The organism is Ulvibacter sp. 2305UL32-6 (assembly GCF_058148545.1).
In genome coordinates this window covers 56,047-72,709 of the sequence record NZ_JBYVKA010000001.1, presented here as the reverse complement: position 1 = coordinate 72,709, position 16,663 = coordinate 56,047, and the positions used below count along the sequence as shown (strand labels likewise).

The 16,663-nt window shown below is 38.8% G+C and carries 18 protein-coding genes; 14 read left to right on the top strand and 4 right to left on the bottom strand.

The window, feature by feature from the left end; all coding sequences use genetic code 11:
• Nucleotides 1-199 precede the first annotated feature (199 nt).
• Nucleotides 200-607, bottom strand: a complete 408-nt coding sequence (locus ACY2RU_RS00380) for a PUR family DNA/RNA-binding protein (protein WP_490136418.1) — start codon at nt 605-607, stop codon at nt 200-202.
• A gap of 63 nt (nt 608-670) precedes the next feature.
• Nucleotides 671-2,425: an ABC transporter ATP-binding protein gene (locus ACY2RU_RS00375; protein ID WP_490136417.1), complete on the bottom strand. Its 1,755-nt coding sequence runs from the start codon at nt 2,423-2,425 to the stop codon at nt 671-673.
• A gap of 115 nt (nt 2,426-2,540) precedes the next feature.
• Here ACY2RU_RS00375 and ACY2RU_RS00370 point away from each other — a divergent pair, with 115 nt between their 5' ends.
• The 4 genes from ACY2RU_RS00370 (at nt 2,541) to yajC (ending at nt 5,534) form a co-directional block, all read left to right on the top strand.
• Nucleotides 2,541-3,638, top strand: coding sequence for a Glu/Leu/Phe/Val family dehydrogenase (locus ACY2RU_RS00370; protein ID WP_490136416.1), 1,098 nt, complete (start codon nt 2,541-2,543; stop codon nt 3,636-3,638).
• A 96-nt stretch (nt 3,639-3,734) separates the two neighbouring features.
• Entirely contained in the window at nt 3,735-4,679 is a 945-nt protein-coding gene (nusB, locus tag ACY2RU_RS00365; protein WP_490136415.1) for a transcription antitermination factor NusB, read from the top strand.
• A gap of 53 nt (nt 4,680-4,732) precedes the next feature.
• Entirely contained in the window at nt 4,733-5,221 is a 489-nt protein-coding gene (locus ACY2RU_RS00360; protein WP_490136414.1) for a DUF1573 domain-containing protein, read from the top strand.
• A 25-nt stretch (nt 5,222-5,246) separates the two neighbouring features.
• Entirely contained in the window at nt 5,247-5,534 is a 288-nt protein-coding gene (yajC, locus tag ACY2RU_RS00355; RefSeq protein WP_490136413.1) for a preprotein translocase subunit YajC, read from the top strand.
• A 71-nt stretch (nt 5,535-5,605) separates the two neighbouring features.
• On the opposite strand, the gene ACY2RU_RS00350 is transcribed toward yajC, so the two are convergent.
• Together ACY2RU_RS00350 and pepT are read right to left on the bottom strand one after the other, a co-directional pair.
• Entirely contained in the window at nt 5,606-6,175 is a 570-nt protein-coding gene (locus tag ACY2RU_RS00350; protein ID WP_490136412.1) for a hypothetical protein, read from the bottom strand.
• A gap of 64 nt (nt 6,176-6,239) precedes the next feature.
• Nucleotides 6,240-7,475, bottom strand: a complete 1,236-nt coding sequence (gene pepT / locus ACY2RU_RS00345) for a peptidase T (protein WP_490136411.1) — start codon at nt 7,473-7,475, stop codon at nt 6,240-6,242.
• A gap of 145 nt (nt 7,476-7,620) precedes the next feature.
• Here pepT and ACY2RU_RS00340 point away from each other — a divergent pair, with 145 nt between their 5' ends.
• From ACY2RU_RS00340 to guaB, 10 genes are all read left to right on the top strand, one after another.
• Nucleotides 7,621-8,640, top strand: coding sequence for a quinone-dependent dihydroorotate dehydrogenase (locus ACY2RU_RS00340; RefSeq protein WP_490136410.1), 1,020 nt, complete (start codon nt 7,621-7,623; stop codon nt 8,638-8,640).
• A 1-nt stretch (nt 8,641) separates the two neighbouring features.
• Complete coding sequence (locus tag ACY2RU_RS00335; protein WP_490136409.1) at nt 8,642-9,259, top strand: LysE family translocator; 618 nt, start codon at nt 8,642-8,644, stop codon at nt 9,257-9,259.
• 92 nt (nt 9,260-9,351) lie between these two features.
• Nucleotides 9,352-10,215 (top strand): hydroxymethylglutaryl-CoA lyase, encoded by an 864-nt coding sequence (locus ACY2RU_RS00330; protein ID WP_490136408.1) that lies wholly within the window; start codon nt 9,352-9,354, stop codon nt 10,213-10,215.
• Nucleotide 10,216: 1 nt separating this feature from the next.
• Nucleotides 10,217-11,752, top strand: coding sequence for a bifunctional metallophosphatase/5'-nucleotidase (locus ACY2RU_RS00325; RefSeq protein ID WP_490136407.1), 1,536 nt, complete (start codon nt 10,217-10,219; stop codon nt 11,750-11,752).
• 4 nt (nt 11,753-11,756) lie between these two features.
• Complete coding sequence (locus ACY2RU_RS00320; RefSeq protein ID WP_490136406.1) at nt 11,757-12,230, top strand: heme-binding domain-containing protein; 474 nt, start codon at nt 11,757-11,759, stop codon at nt 12,228-12,230.
• Between the two features lie 105 nt (nt 12,231-12,335).
• A complete protein-coding gene (locus tag ACY2RU_RS00315) occupies nt 12,336-13,511 on the top strand; it encodes a porin (RefSeq protein WP_490136405.1) in 1,176 nt (391 codons plus the stop codon).
• Between the two features lie 71 nt (nt 13,512-13,582).
• On the top strand, nt 13,583-14,113 hold the full coding sequence (locus ACY2RU_RS00310) for an FMN-binding protein (RefSeq protein WP_490136404.1): 531 nt from the start codon (nt 13,583-13,585) through the stop codon (nt 14,111-14,113).
• Nucleotides 14,114-14,611 (top strand): hypothetical protein, encoded by a 498-nt coding sequence (locus ACY2RU_RS00305; protein WP_490136403.1) that lies wholly within the window; start codon nt 14,114-14,116, stop codon nt 14,609-14,611.
• 22 nt (nt 14,612-14,633) lie between these two features.
• A complete protein-coding gene (locus tag ACY2RU_RS00300; protein WP_490136402.1) occupies nt 14,634-15,077 on the top strand; it encodes a hypothetical protein in 444 nt (147 codons plus the stop codon).
• A gap of 81 nt (nt 15,078-15,158) precedes the next feature.
• The gene (gene guaB, locus ACY2RU_RS00295) at nt 15,159-16,631 is read left to right on the top strand and encodes an IMP dehydrogenase (RefSeq protein ID WP_490136401.1); all 1,473 of its coding nucleotides are present in this window, start codon (nt 15,159-15,161) and stop codon (nt 16,629-16,631) included.
• The last annotated feature ends 32 nt before the right edge of the window (nt 16,632-16,663 follow it).

The following is a 16,663-nucleotide window of genomic DNA, read 5'->3' as shown; positions in this document are numbered from 1 at the left end:
ATTGACGTTTTGGTTTGACTTGGTGCGTTAGCGATTGAGGCTTTGTTGAAGCTCTCACGCAGAAGGCGTGAAGCGACTGCCGAAAGCGCGACACAGACCGAATGTAATGAGGGTCTGAGAAACGCCCAAAAGCTAAAGATAAAAAAACCGCCACGAAGAATCGTAGCGGTTTTGAATTTTTTAATAGAAGATATATTCTTTAAATATCATCGAAATCAATATCTGTAAAATTACTCGCTGCTGGTTGGTCTAAAATGGTGCCAGCTTCAGGAGCGCTAGAAGGGCCTTCAGACTCTAAGTTTTCGTCGCGTTTATAGTCTTTTTGGTGACGCTCACTAATTACCTCTTCGCCTTTTTCATTGATAATGTATTGAATCATTTCGTTAAGGTGATCTTGAAATTCACTGAAATCTTCTTTGTATAAGTAGATCTTGTGCTTTTTGTAATGGAACGACCCATCATCGTTGGTAAATTTCTTGCTTTCTGTAACGGTAAGATAATAATCTCCTGCTTTTGTCGCTCGTACGTCGAAGAAATAGGTGCGTCTGCCGGCGCGCATTACCTTACTGTAGATCTCTTCTTTATCCATCGTGTACTGATCACTCATATAATTTGGTTTTTAATTGGTTGCTCAAAAATCCAAAAAAAATGTAAATATCCCAAAGGTTATTTACATTTCTTTTTCGGTACGTTGTTTGGCATATAATTCTCTATAATATCCCTCTACTTGGGTAAGTTCGTCGTGGGTTCCTTGCTGAATGATCTCACCATCGGCAAGTACAATGATCTTGTCTGCATGTTTTGCTGAAGAAACTCGGTGACTTACAATGATCGTGGTTTTGTTTTTGGATATTTCGTTGAGGTTACGAAGGATCTCTTCTTCGGTTTCTGTATCAACAGCGCTAAGGCAATCGTCGAACAAAAGAATTTCAGGGTCTTTAATGATGGCTCTGGCAATAGATACCCGTTGTTTTTGACCGCCGCTTAATGTGATACCCCTTTCTCCAAGAATAGTGTCGTATCCTTTACTAAAGCCCATGATGTTGTTGTGTACAGCGGCGCGTTTGGCGGCTTGAATAACTTCTTCATCTGTCGCGTCTTCTTTTCCAAATTTAATATTATTTTTTATCGATTCGCTAAAGAGAAAGGCATCTTGCGGAACATAGCCAATACTTGATCTTAGGTTGTTTAGATTTATTTTTTTAACGGGGGTGTTATCTATTAGTAATTCGCCTTCGGGAACGTCATAAAGTCTGCCAATGAGTTCTAAGATGGTTGATTTTCCTGAACCTGTATTACCGATGATAGATAGGGTTTCGCCTGGTTCTACTGTAAATGACACATTTTTTAGTGCGGTAATCTGGGTGTCTGGGTAGGTATAGGTAAGGTTGTTAAAGGTGATCTTACCTATGATCTTCGTGTCTTTAAATACAGAATTCTGAATAGTTGGTATTTCGTTTAAAAACTCGTTGATTCGTTTTTGAGATGCTTCGGCTTGTTGAACCATGGAAGAAACCCATCCTACAATAGCCACTGGCCAGGTAAGCATATTAACGTAGATAAGGAATTCAACAATAGTCCCAAAATCTATTTTTCCGTCAATAAATTGATTTCCCCCAATATAAATTACGGCGATGTTGCTAACTCCAATAAGTAATATCATTAAAGGAAAAAACAAGGCTTGCACTCTAGCGAGATCAATATTTTTGTCTTTGCTACCTTCAGAAAGCGCAATGAATTCGTCATTGGTTCTCGTTTCAATGCCATAGGCTTTGATCACTGCGATCCCGCTAAAACTTTCTTGGGTAAACGTGGTGAGTTTCGATAAGTATTGCTGAACAACTGTACTGCGTTTATGAATGGCAATACTAAGTTTATAGATGAGTACAGAAAGGACGGGTAGGGGAGCTACGGCATACCATGTAAGAATGGGAGCTTTATAAAACATATAGCTTATTACCACGATAAAAAGTGTGATCGTTGTTGTACTGTACATTACAGCAGGTCCGGTGTACATGCGAACCTTGGAGACGTCTTCACTAATACGACTCATAAGATCTCCTGTACGATTGTTCTTATAGAAGCTCAGAGATAGATTCTGATATTGCTGATAGATTACATTTTTGAGATCGAATTCAATATATCTGGAGACCACGATTATGGTCTGTCGCATGATAAAGGTAAACAATGCCGCTAATAAGGTAGTTCCTATTATTAGCGCGATATTGATGAGAAGCTGTTCCTTTACTAGAGCTAGATCGGTGACATCACCATTGATATATTGCTCTACACTGTTAAGGGTATCTCCTATAATGATGGGTACGAACAGTTTAAAAACTGCTGCGATAATAGTTACGAGAAGTCCGAGAGCAAGCCTGCCTTTATACTTTAAAAAATAACGATTGAGGTACTTTAGTTCCTTCATGAATAATTTGAAACTTATTAACAAATTCTTGATTTCGCAACCACAGTTTTGTGGATTTGCTAACAAACAGCTATTTTTGCCCGTCCTTTTTGCGGATATTTAAATTATATAAAAAATGACTGAAGTAGTTTCTCCAAAAGATTTACATAAAATCGACCCAGTGTTTGGTCAGTTATCATTTGATAACCACGAACAAATTGTTTTTTGCAACGACAAAGATACTGGTTTAAAAGCAATAATAGGAATCCATAATACGGTTTTAGGGCCTGCTTTAGGCGGGACTAGAATGTGGCAATACAATAGCGAATGGGATGCATTAAATGATGTGCTTCGTCTTTCACGCGGGATGACATTTAAAAGTGCTATCACAGGTTTAAACCTTGGTGGCGGTAAAGCGGTGATCATAGGTGATGCAAAGACACAGAAGACTCCAGAGTTGATGTTAAAGTTTGGTGAGTTTGTACATTCATTGGGTGGGCGCTATATCACTGCAGAAGATGTTGGGATGGCTACCTCAGATATGGATCTAGTTCGAACGGTTACTCCTTATGTTACTGGTATTTCAGAAGAAAAAGGTGGTGCAGGAAATCCATCTCCCATTACAGCTTATGGAGTTTTTATGGGTATGAAAGCTGCTGCCAAGTACAAATTTGGAAGCGATGACCTTGAAGATAAGGTGATTTTTGTAGAAGGAATTGGGAATGTTGGTGAATCGTTGGTCGAGCATTTAAGCAATGAAGGCGCAAAAGTTTATATCAGTGATATCAATCAAGAACGTTTAGAAATGGTACGCGATACGTATAGTGTCGAGATCTACGGAGGTAATAATCTATATGCTGAAGATATGGACATCTACGCTCCTTGTGCATTAGGGGCAACCATTAATGACGATACCATTACTCAATTAAAGGCAAAAGTTATAGCTGGTGCGGCAAACAATCAGTTGGCTAACGAGCAAAAGCACGGGATGTTACTGCGAGAGAAAGGAATTGTCTATGCACCAGATTTTTTGATCAATGCGGGAGGTATTATTAATGTATACGCCGAATTAGAAAATTACGGAAAGCAGGAGATCATTCGAAAAACCGAAAATATTTATAATACAACCTTAGAAATTCTTAGTGTTGCTGAAACAAATGGCATTACTACACATCAAGCGGCATTTGATGTGGCACAAGCAAGAATAAATACTCGTAAAAACGAAAATAAATAGTCACGAAGTTTCTGTGACTTCATTATCTTTGCAGCGCACAAGAGATTCTTGTGCGCTTTTTATTTTGTTCTCATCTTTAACAAGATCTTTGAAACTATGCTTACACGTAGACATATTCGAGTAAAAGTCTTACAATCTATTTACGCATTTAACCACAGTGCGCATCAGGACCTTGAAAAACAAGAAAAATTCTTACTGTATAGCATGGATCAAATGCACGATCTATACGTATTGCTATTACAATTATTGGTTGCCCTGCGCGATCATGCTGAAGGTCACATGCTCAAATCACAACAGAAGCATTTGGCTACTTCCGAAGAAAAGGATCCTAGTAAGAATTTTATTAACAACCGCGTCTTTCAACTTATTGATGAAAGTCCGCAGTTAAAAGAGGTTCTTTCCAATAAAAAACTTAATTACTGGATACAAGATAATGAGTATCTCGCCATTTTGTTTAACGAATTGCGCGAATTAGATTGGTATAAGGAATATCTTGAAGAGCCCAATCCCGACTTTAAAACAGATCGAGCTTTTGTAGTGCGATTGTTTAAAGAGGTAATAGCTCCTAACGAAAAGGTGTACGAATATATTGAAGATAAAAGACTTACTTGGTTAGATGATTATCCTATTGTAAATACGGCTTTGGTAAAAGTACTTTCTAAAATATCGGAAGGAAATGCCACGCAAATATTAGTTCCAGATCTATACAAAGACGTTGAAGATAAAGACTATGCATTGCAATTGCTTCGGAAGGTACTATTAACAGAAACAGAGTTAAACGGAGAAATAGAAGGTAAGACGCCTAATTGGGATAAGGAACGAATTGCCGATATCGACATGATCATTTTAAAAATGGGTATTTCTGAATTTTTGCATTTCCCTTCAATTCCTGTACGTGCTACCATCAATGAATACCTTGAGATCTCTAAAGAATACTCAACGCCAAAGAGCAGTATTTTTATCAACGGAATCTTAGATAAATTAGTTAAGGATTATACCTCGGCCAACAAATTGAATAAAATTGGACGTGGCCTTCGATAGAAACAAAAAAATAAGTATTTTTACGCCTCTTAAACCAATAAATAAGTAATACTATGAAAAAATCATTTTTAATTGTAGCTATTCTATCTGCTTTTGTATTTACATCTTGCAAGGAAAATGCAGCTGATAAAGTAAATGAAGAAAATGTAGCTGCTGCTGCAGATCGCGATGCTAAGAACACAGAGTACCCAGTAATGGCTTTTGAAGAAAGCGTTTTTGATTTTGGTACTATTGAACAAGGTACACCTCAAGAACACATTTTCAAATTTACAAATACAGGAAATGCTCCTTTAGTAATTGTAGATGCAAAAAGTAGCTGTGGATGTACTGTGCCAGAATACACTAAAGCACCTGTAGCTCCTGGAGCAACTGGAGAGCTTTTAGTTAAATTTAACGGTAGTGGTAAAAACCAAGTAAGTAAAACAGTTACAGTAACTGCAAACACTGAATCTGGTAAAGAAACTTTACAAATCAAAGCTTTCGTTAATGCTAAAGAAGGAGCTGCTGGAACAGGAACTCCATTGCAGGTAAAATCTAAATAAAACCCTTTAAGGGAATTTCAAAACTATGGGAGCTATTCAAGACTTTTTACCATTCATTTTATTATTTGCTGTGATGTATCTTTTCTTGATACGTCCACAAATGAAACGTCAAAAACAGGAGAAGCAATTTGTCAACGAAATTGGTGTTGGCGATCGGGTAGTCACTAAAAGTGGTTTACACGGTAAAATTATGAGCCTGAGTGATGATGGTACTTGTGTTATTGAAACTTCCGCAGGGAAATTGAAATATGAGCGTTCTGCCCTTTCTATGGAAATGAGCCAGAAACTCAATAATCCGCCTGCAAAAAAATAGATTGCATAGCATATTATATAGAAAAAGCCCAGCATTTTAATGCTGGGCTTTTTTATTTTAAAATGTATTGCTTAAAATCTGTATCCAACAAGAACACCGCCTCTAAAAAAGCCGTCCGGTCCGAAATCAGGGTTTAATAAGTAACGACCTCCTCCTACGCTTAACTCAAACACAAAGCCGTTGTTGCTCACCCATTTCTGGCCAATGGCAACACCAACTCCAGCATTAAACCAATCACCGCCACCAGTAGTAAAATCTGTAGGGAAATCATCGCCATTATAGCCGTCGTTTTCATACGAATCATCACCACCAGCAAATTTCAGCAAACCTTCTACAAAGAAGCCCCGAGCGCCGTATTCTTTTTTATTAAAGAAGTATTGACGATAATACGGGGTAAATGCGTATTGCTGATATTCACTAAACCCATCATCTAAACTAAAACTAATTGCGGCTCCCGCACCCGAATACTTGCTGATCACATATTCGTAGTTTATTTCAATATTTGGTATTGCTAATGCCTCCAATACATCGATGCGTAATTCGTGTTTTTTGCTAGGCAATTCATTTTGATTAGTGTCATTTTCTTGTGCAATAGCAAACACAGAAACTCCCATGACCAGGACAAAAAGGATCTTTTTCATAAAGTTGTTACGTTAATTGTTAATTCAGTTGTTCTGAATTAAAGACGAAGCAAAAAGTCTGCCATTACTTCTTTGCTGTAATTTGAGCAATATTAACAATTACTTCAATCGCTTTTTGCATACTCTCCACAGGTACATACTCAAACCTGCCGTGAAAATTATGACCCCCAGCAAAAATATTCGGACAAGGAAGTCCCATAAAACTCAATTGCGATCCATCAGTTCCGCCGCGAATAGGTTTAATTAAAGGAACAATATTGGCTTGTTTCATTGCTTTTTCAGCAATATCAACAATATGCATTACAGGTTCAATTTTTTCACGCATGTTGAAATATTGATCTTTAATTTCTACAGACACACGCTCAAAACCATATTGTTCGTTGAGTTCATCTGCCAGTTTTAACATCATTTCTTTTCGCGCTTCAAAATGGGTTTTATCGTGATCACGAATGATATATTGCAGTTTTGTCCCGTCTACTTCGCCATGCATGCTGTACAGATGAAAGAAACCTTGTCTGTCTTCGGTATGTTCTGGGGTTTCCAGTCTTGGAAGTGAATTTATATAATCAGTAGCAATATACATGCTGTTTACCATTTTTCCCTTGGCATAACCTGGGTGAACAATTTTACCCTTTATAGTTACAACGGCGCCAGCAGCATTAAAATTTTCATATTCAAGCTCGCCCACTTGGCTACCATCCATAGTATATGCCCAGTCGGCTCCAAATTTGGCTACATCAAACTTATGTGCACCACGACCAATTTCTTCATCAGGAGTAAAACCAACCCGGATTTTACCATGCTTTATTTCAGGATGATTAATAAGGTATTCCATAGCCGAAATAATTTCAGCGATCCCCGCCTTATCATCTGCGCCTAATAAAGTAGTTCCGTCAGTAGTAATCAAGGTCTTTCCCTTGTACATCAAAAGATCGTCAAAATCATCGGGTGATAATACGATGTTTTCAGCTGCATTAAGCACAATGTCTTTTCCATTGTAATTTTCTATGATCTGTGGTTTTACATTTTTCCCAGTAAAATCTGGTGTGGTGTCAAAATGCGAGATAAAACCAATAATAGGAGTTTCATGATCCACGTTACTGGGTAAAGTAGCCATGATGTAAGCATTTTCGTCTATGGTGACATCATGCATGCCAATAGATTTTAATTCCGTTACTAGGGCATTGGCAAGGTCCCACTGCTTTGCAGTACTAGGAGTAGTTTCACTTTCTGGATCACTTTCGGTATCTACGGTTACATAGCTTATAAAGCGCTTAATAAGGTGTTCTTTATCTATCAAAACAATGTGTTTAAAGGTTGTGTATCTTGGTCAAAGTTACGTAATAATTTTGTTGATTTCTGAAAGTGGAACCTTCATAAATTATCGTATTTCCATTTATTTCTAACAGCTTAAGTGTTATTTTTGTAGCATTCAACCGAAGCCCATGTACAAAGCTATTATCAGACCCATTTTATTTCAGTTTGACCCAGAAAAGATCCATCACACTACATTTTCCTTATTACGGTTTGCAAATAAGATCGGGTTGGGCGGACTTTTCCGAAGTTTATACCAAATAAAAGACAAGCGATTGGAGCGAGAACTCTTCGGACTCACATTTCCGAACCCCGTAGGGCTCGCAGCCGGTTTTGACAAAGACGCCAAACTCTATAAAGAACTGTCTAATTGCGGATTTGGTTTTATCGAAATAGGCACAGTAACTCCCAAACCTCAGGCAGGAAACCCTAAAAAACGCTTATTTAGACTGCAAAGCGATAGTGCAATTATAAACCGGATGGGGTTCAATAATGGTGGCGTTGCTGAAGCTGTTGAGCGCTTAAAAGCTAATCATGGAAAGGTGCTTATTGGTGGTAATATTGGAAAAAATAAAGTGACTCCTAATGAAGACGCAGTAAATGATTATGTTATATGTTTTGAAGCACTTTTTGATCATGTCGACTATTTTGTGGTTAATGTAAGTTCTCCAAACACTCCTAATCTTCGTGCATTACAAGATAAAGAGCCGCTCACTGCGCTATTGCAAACCCTTCAGGATAATAACAACCAGCGGCCTACAAGAAAACCGATCTTGTTAAAAATAGCTCCAGATCTTACCAACGAGCAATTACAAGATATCATTGATATTGTTGCCGAAACTAAAATAGATGGTGTAATAGCTACAAATACTACGATATCGCGGGACGGTCTCACTTCTGAAAATAAAAAAGAAGCAGGTGGCATGAGTGGAAAACCACTTAAACATAGATCTACAGAAGTCATTAAATTCTTACATGAACAAAGTAAGGGCGCGTTCCCTATAATTGGAGTTGGCGGAATTCACAGTTCAGAAGATGCGCTTGAAAAATTATCTGCAGGCGCAAGCTTAGTACAACTATATACCGGCTTTATTTATGAAGGGCCGAAACTTATTAAAGACATCAATACCGCTATTTTGAAAAGCAGTTAATATGTTCGAAAGTCTAATTTCATTTTCCATAGCAACTTTGCTTTTAGCTCTATCGCCGGGGCCCGATAATATCTTTGTATTGAGTCAGTCGCTTGCTAATGGTGTTAAAAGCGGGATTGCCACCACTGCTGGTTTAATTAGTGGATGTATTGTTCACACGGCTTTGCTGGCCTTCGGAATTTCTGCTGTGATAACGGCTTCGGAAGGGCTGTTTTATGCTATAAAAGTGATTGGCGCGGTATATCTTTTATATTTGGCGTATCGCGTTTTTCGCAGTGATCCATCAATCGTTCTTTCTGAAAATGCACCTAAGAAATCCCTCTTCTCACTATTTAAGCGCGGTGTGGTCATGAACTTGCTCAACCCAAAGGTCATGCTATTCTTTCTCGCTTTTTTTCCAGCATTTCTTTGGAATACCAATGATGATAGTACTGTGCTTCAATTTTTTATTCTTGGTGGTATTTTTATGTTGGTCTCATTTGTTGTTTTTTCTGCTATCGCCATTTTAGCGGGGACTATTTCCAAATATACTCTAAGGCATAAGGGTGTAGGGTTGGTTATGAAATGGCTACAAATTATTGTCTTTGTAGGAATCGCTGTTTTTATACTGATGCCATAAGAGACGGTGTTTGGAATATTAGGATCATTATAGGTTGCTTATTCTAGAATTTTGAATCTTTAGTCTTCAATCTTAATTGTATATTTGAGGTAATGCAAAAAGTAAAGATAATAGAGTGTCCGCGCGATGCCATGCAAGGCATAAAAGATTGGATTCCCACGGAGCAAAAGGTACAGTATATCCAGTCATTACTGCGCTGTGGTTTTGATACCATTGACTTCGGAAGTTTTGTCTCACCAAAGGCGATTCCGCAGATGCAAGACACCGCCGAAGTACTCTCCAAATTAGATCTCTCACAGACCAATAGTAAATTATTAGCCATTGTAGCTAACTTACGAGGAGCAGAAGCTGCTGTGCAACATTCGGAAATTCAATATTTAGGCTATCCTTTTTCTATTTCAGAAAACTTTCAAATGCGAAATACGCATAAAACCATAGCCCAGTCTATAGAATTACTTCAAGAGATCTTAGCATTAGCGGCAGCAAATAATAAAGAAGTGGTTACGTATCTTTCTATGGGCTTCGGAAATCCTTATGGAGATCCCTGGAATGTTGATATTGTTGGTCAATGGGCAGAAAAGCTTTCTGCTATGGGCGTAAAGATCTTGTCTCTTAGCGATACCGTTGGCTCCTCAACGCCAGACATTATCACGTATCTTTTTTCTGAATTAATTATAAAGTATCCAGATATAGAGTTTGGCGCTCACTTACATACAACACCAACTGCATGGCATGAAAAAATAGACGCTGCTTATAAAGCCGGTTGTAGACGTTTTGACGGTGCCATTCAAGGTTTTGGAGGTTGCCCAATGGCTAAGGATGAACTCACAGGAAATATGCCAACCGAAAAAATGTTGAGTTATTTTACCACCAATAAGGTAGATAGTAACATTAACCCTATGTCTTTCGAGAGCGCACATAATGAAGCTACTAAAATATTCACTAAATATCACTAGTATGAAACGAAGTCTATTTTTACTGTCACTACTATTTATGGTGCTAACGGCATGTAAAACAACTGCGCCGGTTGTTCCTAATGCGTCGGAAGATGAAGTGACGTTCAAGTTTATTCAGGTAAATGATGTTTATGAAATTGCCCCTTTGAGTGGTGGTAAATACGGCGGAATGGCACGTGTGGCACATGTGGTTGATTCAGTAAAGGCTGTAGAGCCAAGTACCTATTTATTTCTAGCGGGTGACTTTTTGAATCCCTCTTTACTAGGAGCACTGAAAGTGAATGGAGAACGTGTACGCGGGCGTCAAATGATCGAGATCATGAATGCCATGCGATTTGATCTAGTGACCTTTGGAAATCACGAGTTTGATATTTCCGAAGAAGACCTCCAAAAACGATTGAATGAATCTACTTTTCCGTGGGTCACTGCCAATGTAAAACAAGTTACGGAAGACGGCCCTAAACCTTTTGTAGTGGAAGGTAGTTTTGCGCCGGTGCCTATTCCGGAGACACATGTTGTCACAGTTTCAAATAAAGCTGGAAAGCTAGTAAAATTGGGCTTTGTGAGCGTGACTTTACCTTCAAACCCACAAGATTATGTATTTTATGAAGATATCTATGAGGCTGCACAACGGGCCTATTCTGAATTAGAAAAGACAAGCGATGTTGTATTTGGATTTACACACCTTGCTTTAGAACAGGATAGAGAAGTGGCTCGACTCCTTCCTAAATTACCACTGATCATGGGAGGGCACGAGCACAATAATATGCTCGTTCCTACAAAGAATGGAGTAATTGCAAAAGCCGATGCGAACGCAAAGACAATTTATATTCATACTATTACGTACAACACAAAGACAAAAGATGTTACTGTTGATTCGCATCTAATGCCTATTGATGATACTGTAGCCTCAAATCCTGTAGTGCAACAAATTACCGATAAATGGCAAGATATTTTGAATTCGAGTATCAAACAGGTTATTGAAAATCCGAATGAAGTGATTCACTATGCTACAACGCCTTTGGACGGAACCGATAGTGCAAATCGTGGAATTCAAACTAATTTGGGAGATATTTTTACGGCGGCCATGGTTCGTTCATTTGACGTACCTGCTGAGGTTGCGATATTAAATGGCGGTTCGATGCGATTGGATGACATGTTAGACGGACAAGTAACAAGTATTGATATTTTTAGGGTTTTGCCTTTTGGTGGCAGTGTTTTACGTGTTGATATGACAGGGAAGCTCTTAAAGCAAGTTTTAGACTACGGAAAAGACGCAGGAGGAACAGGGGCTTATTTGCAGCGATACAATATTTCTGAAAGTCCGAATGGAGGGTGGTTGGTAGAAGGAAACCCTATTGACGACACGAAAACGTATGTGGTCGCAACGAGCGACTTCTTAATGAAAGGTTATGATATACCATTTTTAACACCCGAAAACCCTGGCGTGTTAAAAGTTTATGAGCCAAAAAGCACAGAATCAGGACATGATATTAGAAAAGCTGTAATTTTGTATTTGAAATCCCTAAAAAAGTAGTCTTATGAAAATCTTAAAATACTTTTTAATCATTGCCCTAGCCGCATTTATTATCATACAGTTTATTCGTCCGAATAAAAATGAAGGTGGCTACGAAAGCGTCATGGCTTTTGAAAATGAAACCAAGCCTTCGGTGCAAGTGGCAACTATCTTAAAAGAGCAATGCTATGATTGTCATAGCAATCAAACACAATACCCGTGGTATAGCGAGATCGCTCCAGCCTCATATTGGCTTGCAGACCATATAAAGGGTGGAAAAAAACACTTTAATGTTTCTGCATGGAGTGAATATTCAGTAAAGAAAAAAGATCACAAACTCGAAGAGTTGATCGAGATGGTAGAAGACGGTGAGATGCCTTTAGATTCGTATACCTGGATCCATGGAAAGCTAGAGGATGACGACAAAAAATTGCTTCTGCAATGGGCTAGTTTGGTGCGGTTGCAATATCGTGATGAGCTTCAAATGTCGACCAAATAGTTTTATTTAAATATATTCTAAATAATCTTGTGTAAACCAAGATGAGAAAGTATTTTTGCAGCTGAAATAAAAATCTATTTATATTCAGTCTAAATAAGTTTAGAAATGCAGAAATTCATATTCTTAGCCCTTGCGGTAATCACGAGTAATCTTATTGCTCAAACGAGTCAAGATTCAATTATTAATCCGCAAAATCAACTTAATGCTGCCCAGCGAATTCTCTCAGGGAACTACGGAAAAGCAGTAACCTTAGGAGGTTATGCCGAAGCAACTTATAATCAACCAGAAGGAGATAATGGTGAACTAGACGTTCAACGTTTGGTGCTATTGGTAGGATATAAGTTTGATGAAAAAACACAGTTTGTTACCGAGATCGAACTGGAGCACGTAGAGGAGGTATTTGTTGAGCAAGCATTTGTAAATTATAGTGTGAGTGATAATATCAGTTTACGTGGTGGATTGATGCTAATACCCATGGGTATCGTAAATGAATTTCACGAACCTACTACCTTTAATGGTGTAGAGCGACCAGCGGTAGATAATAGTATCATTCCTACCACATGGCGCGAATTAGGTGTAGGACTTACAGGAAGATTACCAGAAGCATCTTTAAGTTATCAAGCATATATTTTTAATGGTTTTAAATCGACACAAGCCGATGGTGACGAAAGTGTCAGTGGATTTCTTGGAGGAAGTAGCGGACTTCGTGGCGGACGCCAAAAAGGAATTAAGTCGACCGTCGATTCGCCCACCTTATCGACCAAAATTGATTATTACGGACTTCCAGGATTGCGTTTGGGATTAGCAGGTTACTTCGGAAAAACGCAAGCTGCAGACGAAATAGAGGATCTTGACGGTGCTAATATTGGTATTTCGATGGTTGGTTTTGATGCGCGCTATGGCGTTGGAAGGTTTACAGCCCGAGGTCAGTTTATTTACGCCGCCCTTAGTGATACCGAAGATTATAATGCTTTGACCGGAAGAGATTTAGGAAGTGCTTTACAGGGTTACTATGTTGAAGGTGCTTTTAATCTATTGCCAGTAGGAGCAAAACAAAGACTTTTTGCTTTTACGCGTTATGAAAATTACGATACACATGCTCAAACTGACGGGGATCTAGCTCGAAATGATGCTTATAATCGCACCGATATCACGGCAGGTTTGAGTTATCATATTGCACCAGGTGTTGTGGTAAAAGGTGACTACCAAATTCGTGATAACAATGTTGAGAATGGGGAAGTTGCAAATCGATTGAACTTCGGAATAGGAGTTTGGTTTTAATCTGATGTTTTATTGGAGCCAATCGCTTCGTAGGAAGATAGCTTTATCGAATTAATAAATAACTTTGTACTATGATTAGAAATGTTTTCTTGTTAGCGATCATTTGTTTTTCTTTAATTGCATTTTCGGTACCTGAAAAGATCGAAAAAAAGGCTAACGTGGCTATTTCAAAGTTTTTAGGAACAGATAATTTTCAAAAAGAAATGATCGTTGTTTCCGAAGCTGCTAATAAAGAAACTTCAACCCTTTTTTCAGAAGATAATTTCTTTAAGATCGTTTCCGAAGAAAAACACATAGGTTACGGTTATATTGGCAATGCGCCTAGTAAAACAGCGACCTATGATTATTTAGTGCTATTTGACACAAACTGGATCATTACAAAAAGTAAAGTGTTGGTATATCGCGAGGAATACGGTGGTGAGATTGGTAGTAAACGCTGGCTTCGTCAATTTACGGGAGCAACAGTTGGTGGAAAGCCCCTTCGTTACAACCAGGAGATCATACCTATTAGTGGTGCGACTATATCGGTGCAATCTATGACCAAGGCAATGAATGAGCTTTTAAAAGATATTAGCTATTTAACAGCTTCAAAACAGATCTAAATGCAGCTACACGGTTTAATACATACTTTTCCGAAGCAAGTAAAGATCTTTATTGCGGCTTTTGTATTCGTATTGAGTGTAGGGTATATCACAGGTTTGTTATTTGTTCGTCAAACAGAATCGGCAGCACCCGATGGTATTGAAGAGAATTACCTCGGAAATGAGGACACAGAGGATCTATCGGTTATGAAATTCAAAAAAGGGGAACGGGAGATGCTTACCATCATCCATACTCACATTTTATCGATGTCGTTCATTTTCTTTATGTTGGGTGGTCTTATTGCATTGACGTCTCTTCCGAAAAAACTTAAAGGATTTTTAATGATTGAACCGTTTCTCTCAATTCTACTCACTTTTGGCGGAATCTACCTTATGTGGAACGGTGTATTATGGATGAAATATGTGGTGATGATCTCAGGTATTTTGATGACCGCCGTCTTTATTATAGGTGCCTTGGCTGTGCTACAACAGTTGTTTTTGACTCCAAATAAAAAGTAGTAGCTTTGAGCAAACTACTTTTATGAAAAACGTCCTTTTGTCTGTTATTTGTCTCTTTCTACTTGCTTCGTGCGGAGCAAAGAAAGGTCCTACTATTTTAAGTTCTACAAGCAACCCTACACAAATGTCGAGTGATTATGAACCCTTTGTTGATGTGACTGACTATGCGCAGAATGAGGAATATGGTCTAAAAGGGAAATTTCCAGTTAAAATTGGCGGTCGCAGCGCGGTAAATCAACGTAGATATTTGGCTTCGCTTGCAGGTCCCAACGGAGAGGAGTTAAGCTTTCACCGAAGAGGAAGTTGCTGTGGCTATAAAAGTGAAAACGGCCTAAGCGGCGTGGCATTGGTAGATGTGTATGAAGTCATGTATGACGGACTCAAAGATCCCATCTTAGTCTTTATTAGCTTCTACGATTTAGATAAACTATATATTCCGAAGGGTTTTACTAAAAGAAATTTATAATCATCTCATTTAATAGTTGTAGCTTTGCACGCAATTAAACAGTAACCACTTTCGGTTCTACGGAGGTAAATATTAATTGCGATGACTGCACACGACCACAAAATTCTAGGAGAAGGCCTTACTTACGACGACGTACTATTAGTGCCTGCCTATTCTGAAGTTTTACCCCGAGAAGTTTCAATCAAAACTAAATTCAGTAGAAATATTACACTAAACGTACCTATCGTTTCCGCAGCTATGGATACGGTTACCGAAAGCGCCATGGCCATTGCAATTGCTCGCGAAGGAGGTATAGGTGTGTTACACAAGAATATGTCTATTAAGGAGCAGGCTGCTGAGGTACGTAAAGTAAAACGCGCAGAAAGCGGAATGATTCAGGATCCTGTTACGCTAAAAAGAGATAACACCGTTGGTGATGCTCAAAATACGATGCGTGAATATAGTATTGGTGGAATTCCAATCACCGATGAACACGGAAAATTGATCGGTATTGTAACCAACCGGGATCTGCGTTTTGAAAAGAACTTCGGAAGAAAGTTACACGAAGTGATGACTTCTGAAAATCTTGTGACAGTGAGTGAAGGGACTTCTTTAAAAGATGCCGAAATTATTCTTCAGAAAAACAAAATTGAAAAGCTACCTGTAGTTGATAAAGACGGAACACTATTAGGCCTGATCACCTTTAGAGATATTACAAAGCTTACTCAAAAACCGAACGCAAATAAAGATGAATTTGGTCGCCTTCGGGTAGCTGCAGCACTTGGCGTGACAGCAGACGCCGTTGAACGTGCCGAGGCATTGGTACATGCACAAGTAGATGCTGTTATTATCGACACTGCTCACGGACATACCAAAGGTGTGGTTGAGGTACTAAAACTAGTCAAGAAAAAATTTCCTAAGTTGGATGTTGTTGTAGGTAATATTGCTACAGCAGAAGCAGCGAAGTATTTAGTTGATGCTGGAGCCGACGCCGTAAAGGTTGGTATTGGTCCGGGATCAATTTGCACTACACGTGTAGTTGCAGGAGTTGGTTTTCCACAGTTCTCTGCCGTACTAGAAGTAGCTGCTGCCATAAAAGGAAGTGGCGTTCCAGTGATAGCCGATGGCGGTATTCGCTATACAGGTGACATTCCAAAAGCCATTGCAGCCGGAGCCGATAGTGTAATGCTAGGTTCATTACTTGCAGGTACCAAAGAATCTCCGGGAGAAACCATTATTTACGAAGGAAGAAAGTTTAAATCATATCGCGGGATGGGCTCGGTTGAGGCTATGAAGCAAGGTTCAAAAGATCGTTATTTCCAGGATGTAGAGGACGATATCAAGAAACTAGTTCCTGAAGGTATTGTAGGTCGTGTTAATTACAAAGGCGAATTACTAGAAAGTATGACGCAATTTATTGGCGGCTTACGAGCGGGTATGGGGTACTGCGGAAGTAAAGATATAGCGACACTCAAAGAAACGGGGCGTTTTGTAAAGATAACCGCTTCGGGAATCAATGAAAGTCATCCGCATGATGTTACCATTACGAAAGAATCGCCTAATTATAGTAGGTAGGTTTTGCTCTTTCAATATTCATATTAATAAAA

Excerpts from the sequence above, each read along its gene's own strand:
- ACY2RU_RS00305 (WP_490136403.1), top strand. The coding sequence starts at position 14,114 with ATGCAGCTACACGGTTTAATACATACTTTTCCGAAGCAAGTAAAGATC.
- ACY2RU_RS00335 (WP_490136409.1), top strand. The coding sequence starts at position 8,642 with ATGTTCGAAAGTCTAATTTCATTTTCCATAGCAACTTTGCTTTTAGCT.
- ACY2RU_RS00360 (WP_490136414.1), top strand. The coding sequence starts at position 4,733 with ATGAAAAAATCATTTTTAATTGTAGCTATTCTATCTGCTTTTGTATTT.
- ACY2RU_RS00325 (WP_490136407.1), top strand. The coding sequence starts at position 10,217 with ATGAAACGAAGTCTATTTTTACTGTCACTACTATTTATGGTGCTAACG.
- ACY2RU_RS00330 (WP_490136408.1), top strand. The coding sequence starts at position 9,352 with ATGCAAAAAGTAAAGATAATAGAGTGTCCGCGCGATGCCATGCAAGGC.
- nusB (WP_490136415.1), top strand. The coding sequence starts at position 3,735 with ATGCTTACACGTAGACATATTCGAGTAAAAGTCTTACAATCTATTTAC.
- guaB (WP_490136401.1), top strand. The coding sequence starts at position 15,159 with ATGACTGCACACGACCACAAAATTCTAGGAGAAGGCCTTACTTACGAC.
- ACY2RU_RS00380 (WP_490136418.1), bottom strand. The coding sequence starts at position 607 with ATGAGTGATCAGTACACGATGGATAAAGAAGAGATCTACAGTAAGGTA.
- ACY2RU_RS00370 (WP_490136416.1), top strand. The coding sequence starts at position 2,541 with ATGACTGAAGTAGTTTCTCCAAAAGATTTACATAAAATCGACCCAGTG.
- ACY2RU_RS00300 (WP_490136402.1), top strand. The coding sequence starts at position 14,634 with ATGAAAAACGTCCTTTTGTCTGTTATTTGTCTCTTTCTACTTGCTTCG.
- ACY2RU_RS00350 (WP_490136412.1), bottom strand. The coding sequence starts at position 6,175 with ATGAAAAAGATCCTTTTTGTCCTGGTCATGGGAGTTTCTGTGTTTGCT.
- ACY2RU_RS00340 (WP_490136410.1), top strand. The coding sequence starts at position 7,621 with ATGTACAAAGCTATTATCAGACCCATTTTATTTCAGTTTGACCCAGAA.
- ACY2RU_RS00320 (WP_490136406.1), top strand. The coding sequence starts at position 11,757 with ATGAAAATCTTAAAATACTTTTTAATCATTGCCCTAGCCGCATTTATT.
- ACY2RU_RS00315 (WP_490136405.1), top strand. The coding sequence starts at position 12,336 with ATGCAGAAATTCATATTCTTAGCCCTTGCGGTAATCACGAGTAATCTT.
- ACY2RU_RS00310 (WP_490136404.1), top strand. The coding sequence starts at position 13,583 with ATGATTAGAAATGTTTTCTTGTTAGCGATCATTTGTTTTTCTTTAATT.
- ACY2RU_RS00375 (WP_490136417.1), bottom strand. The coding sequence starts at position 2,425 with ATGAAGGAACTAAAGTACCTCAATCGTTATTTTTTAAAGTATAAAGGC.
- yajC (WP_490136413.1), top strand. The coding sequence starts at position 5,247 with ATGGGAGCTATTCAAGACTTTTTACCATTCATTTTATTATTTGCTGTG.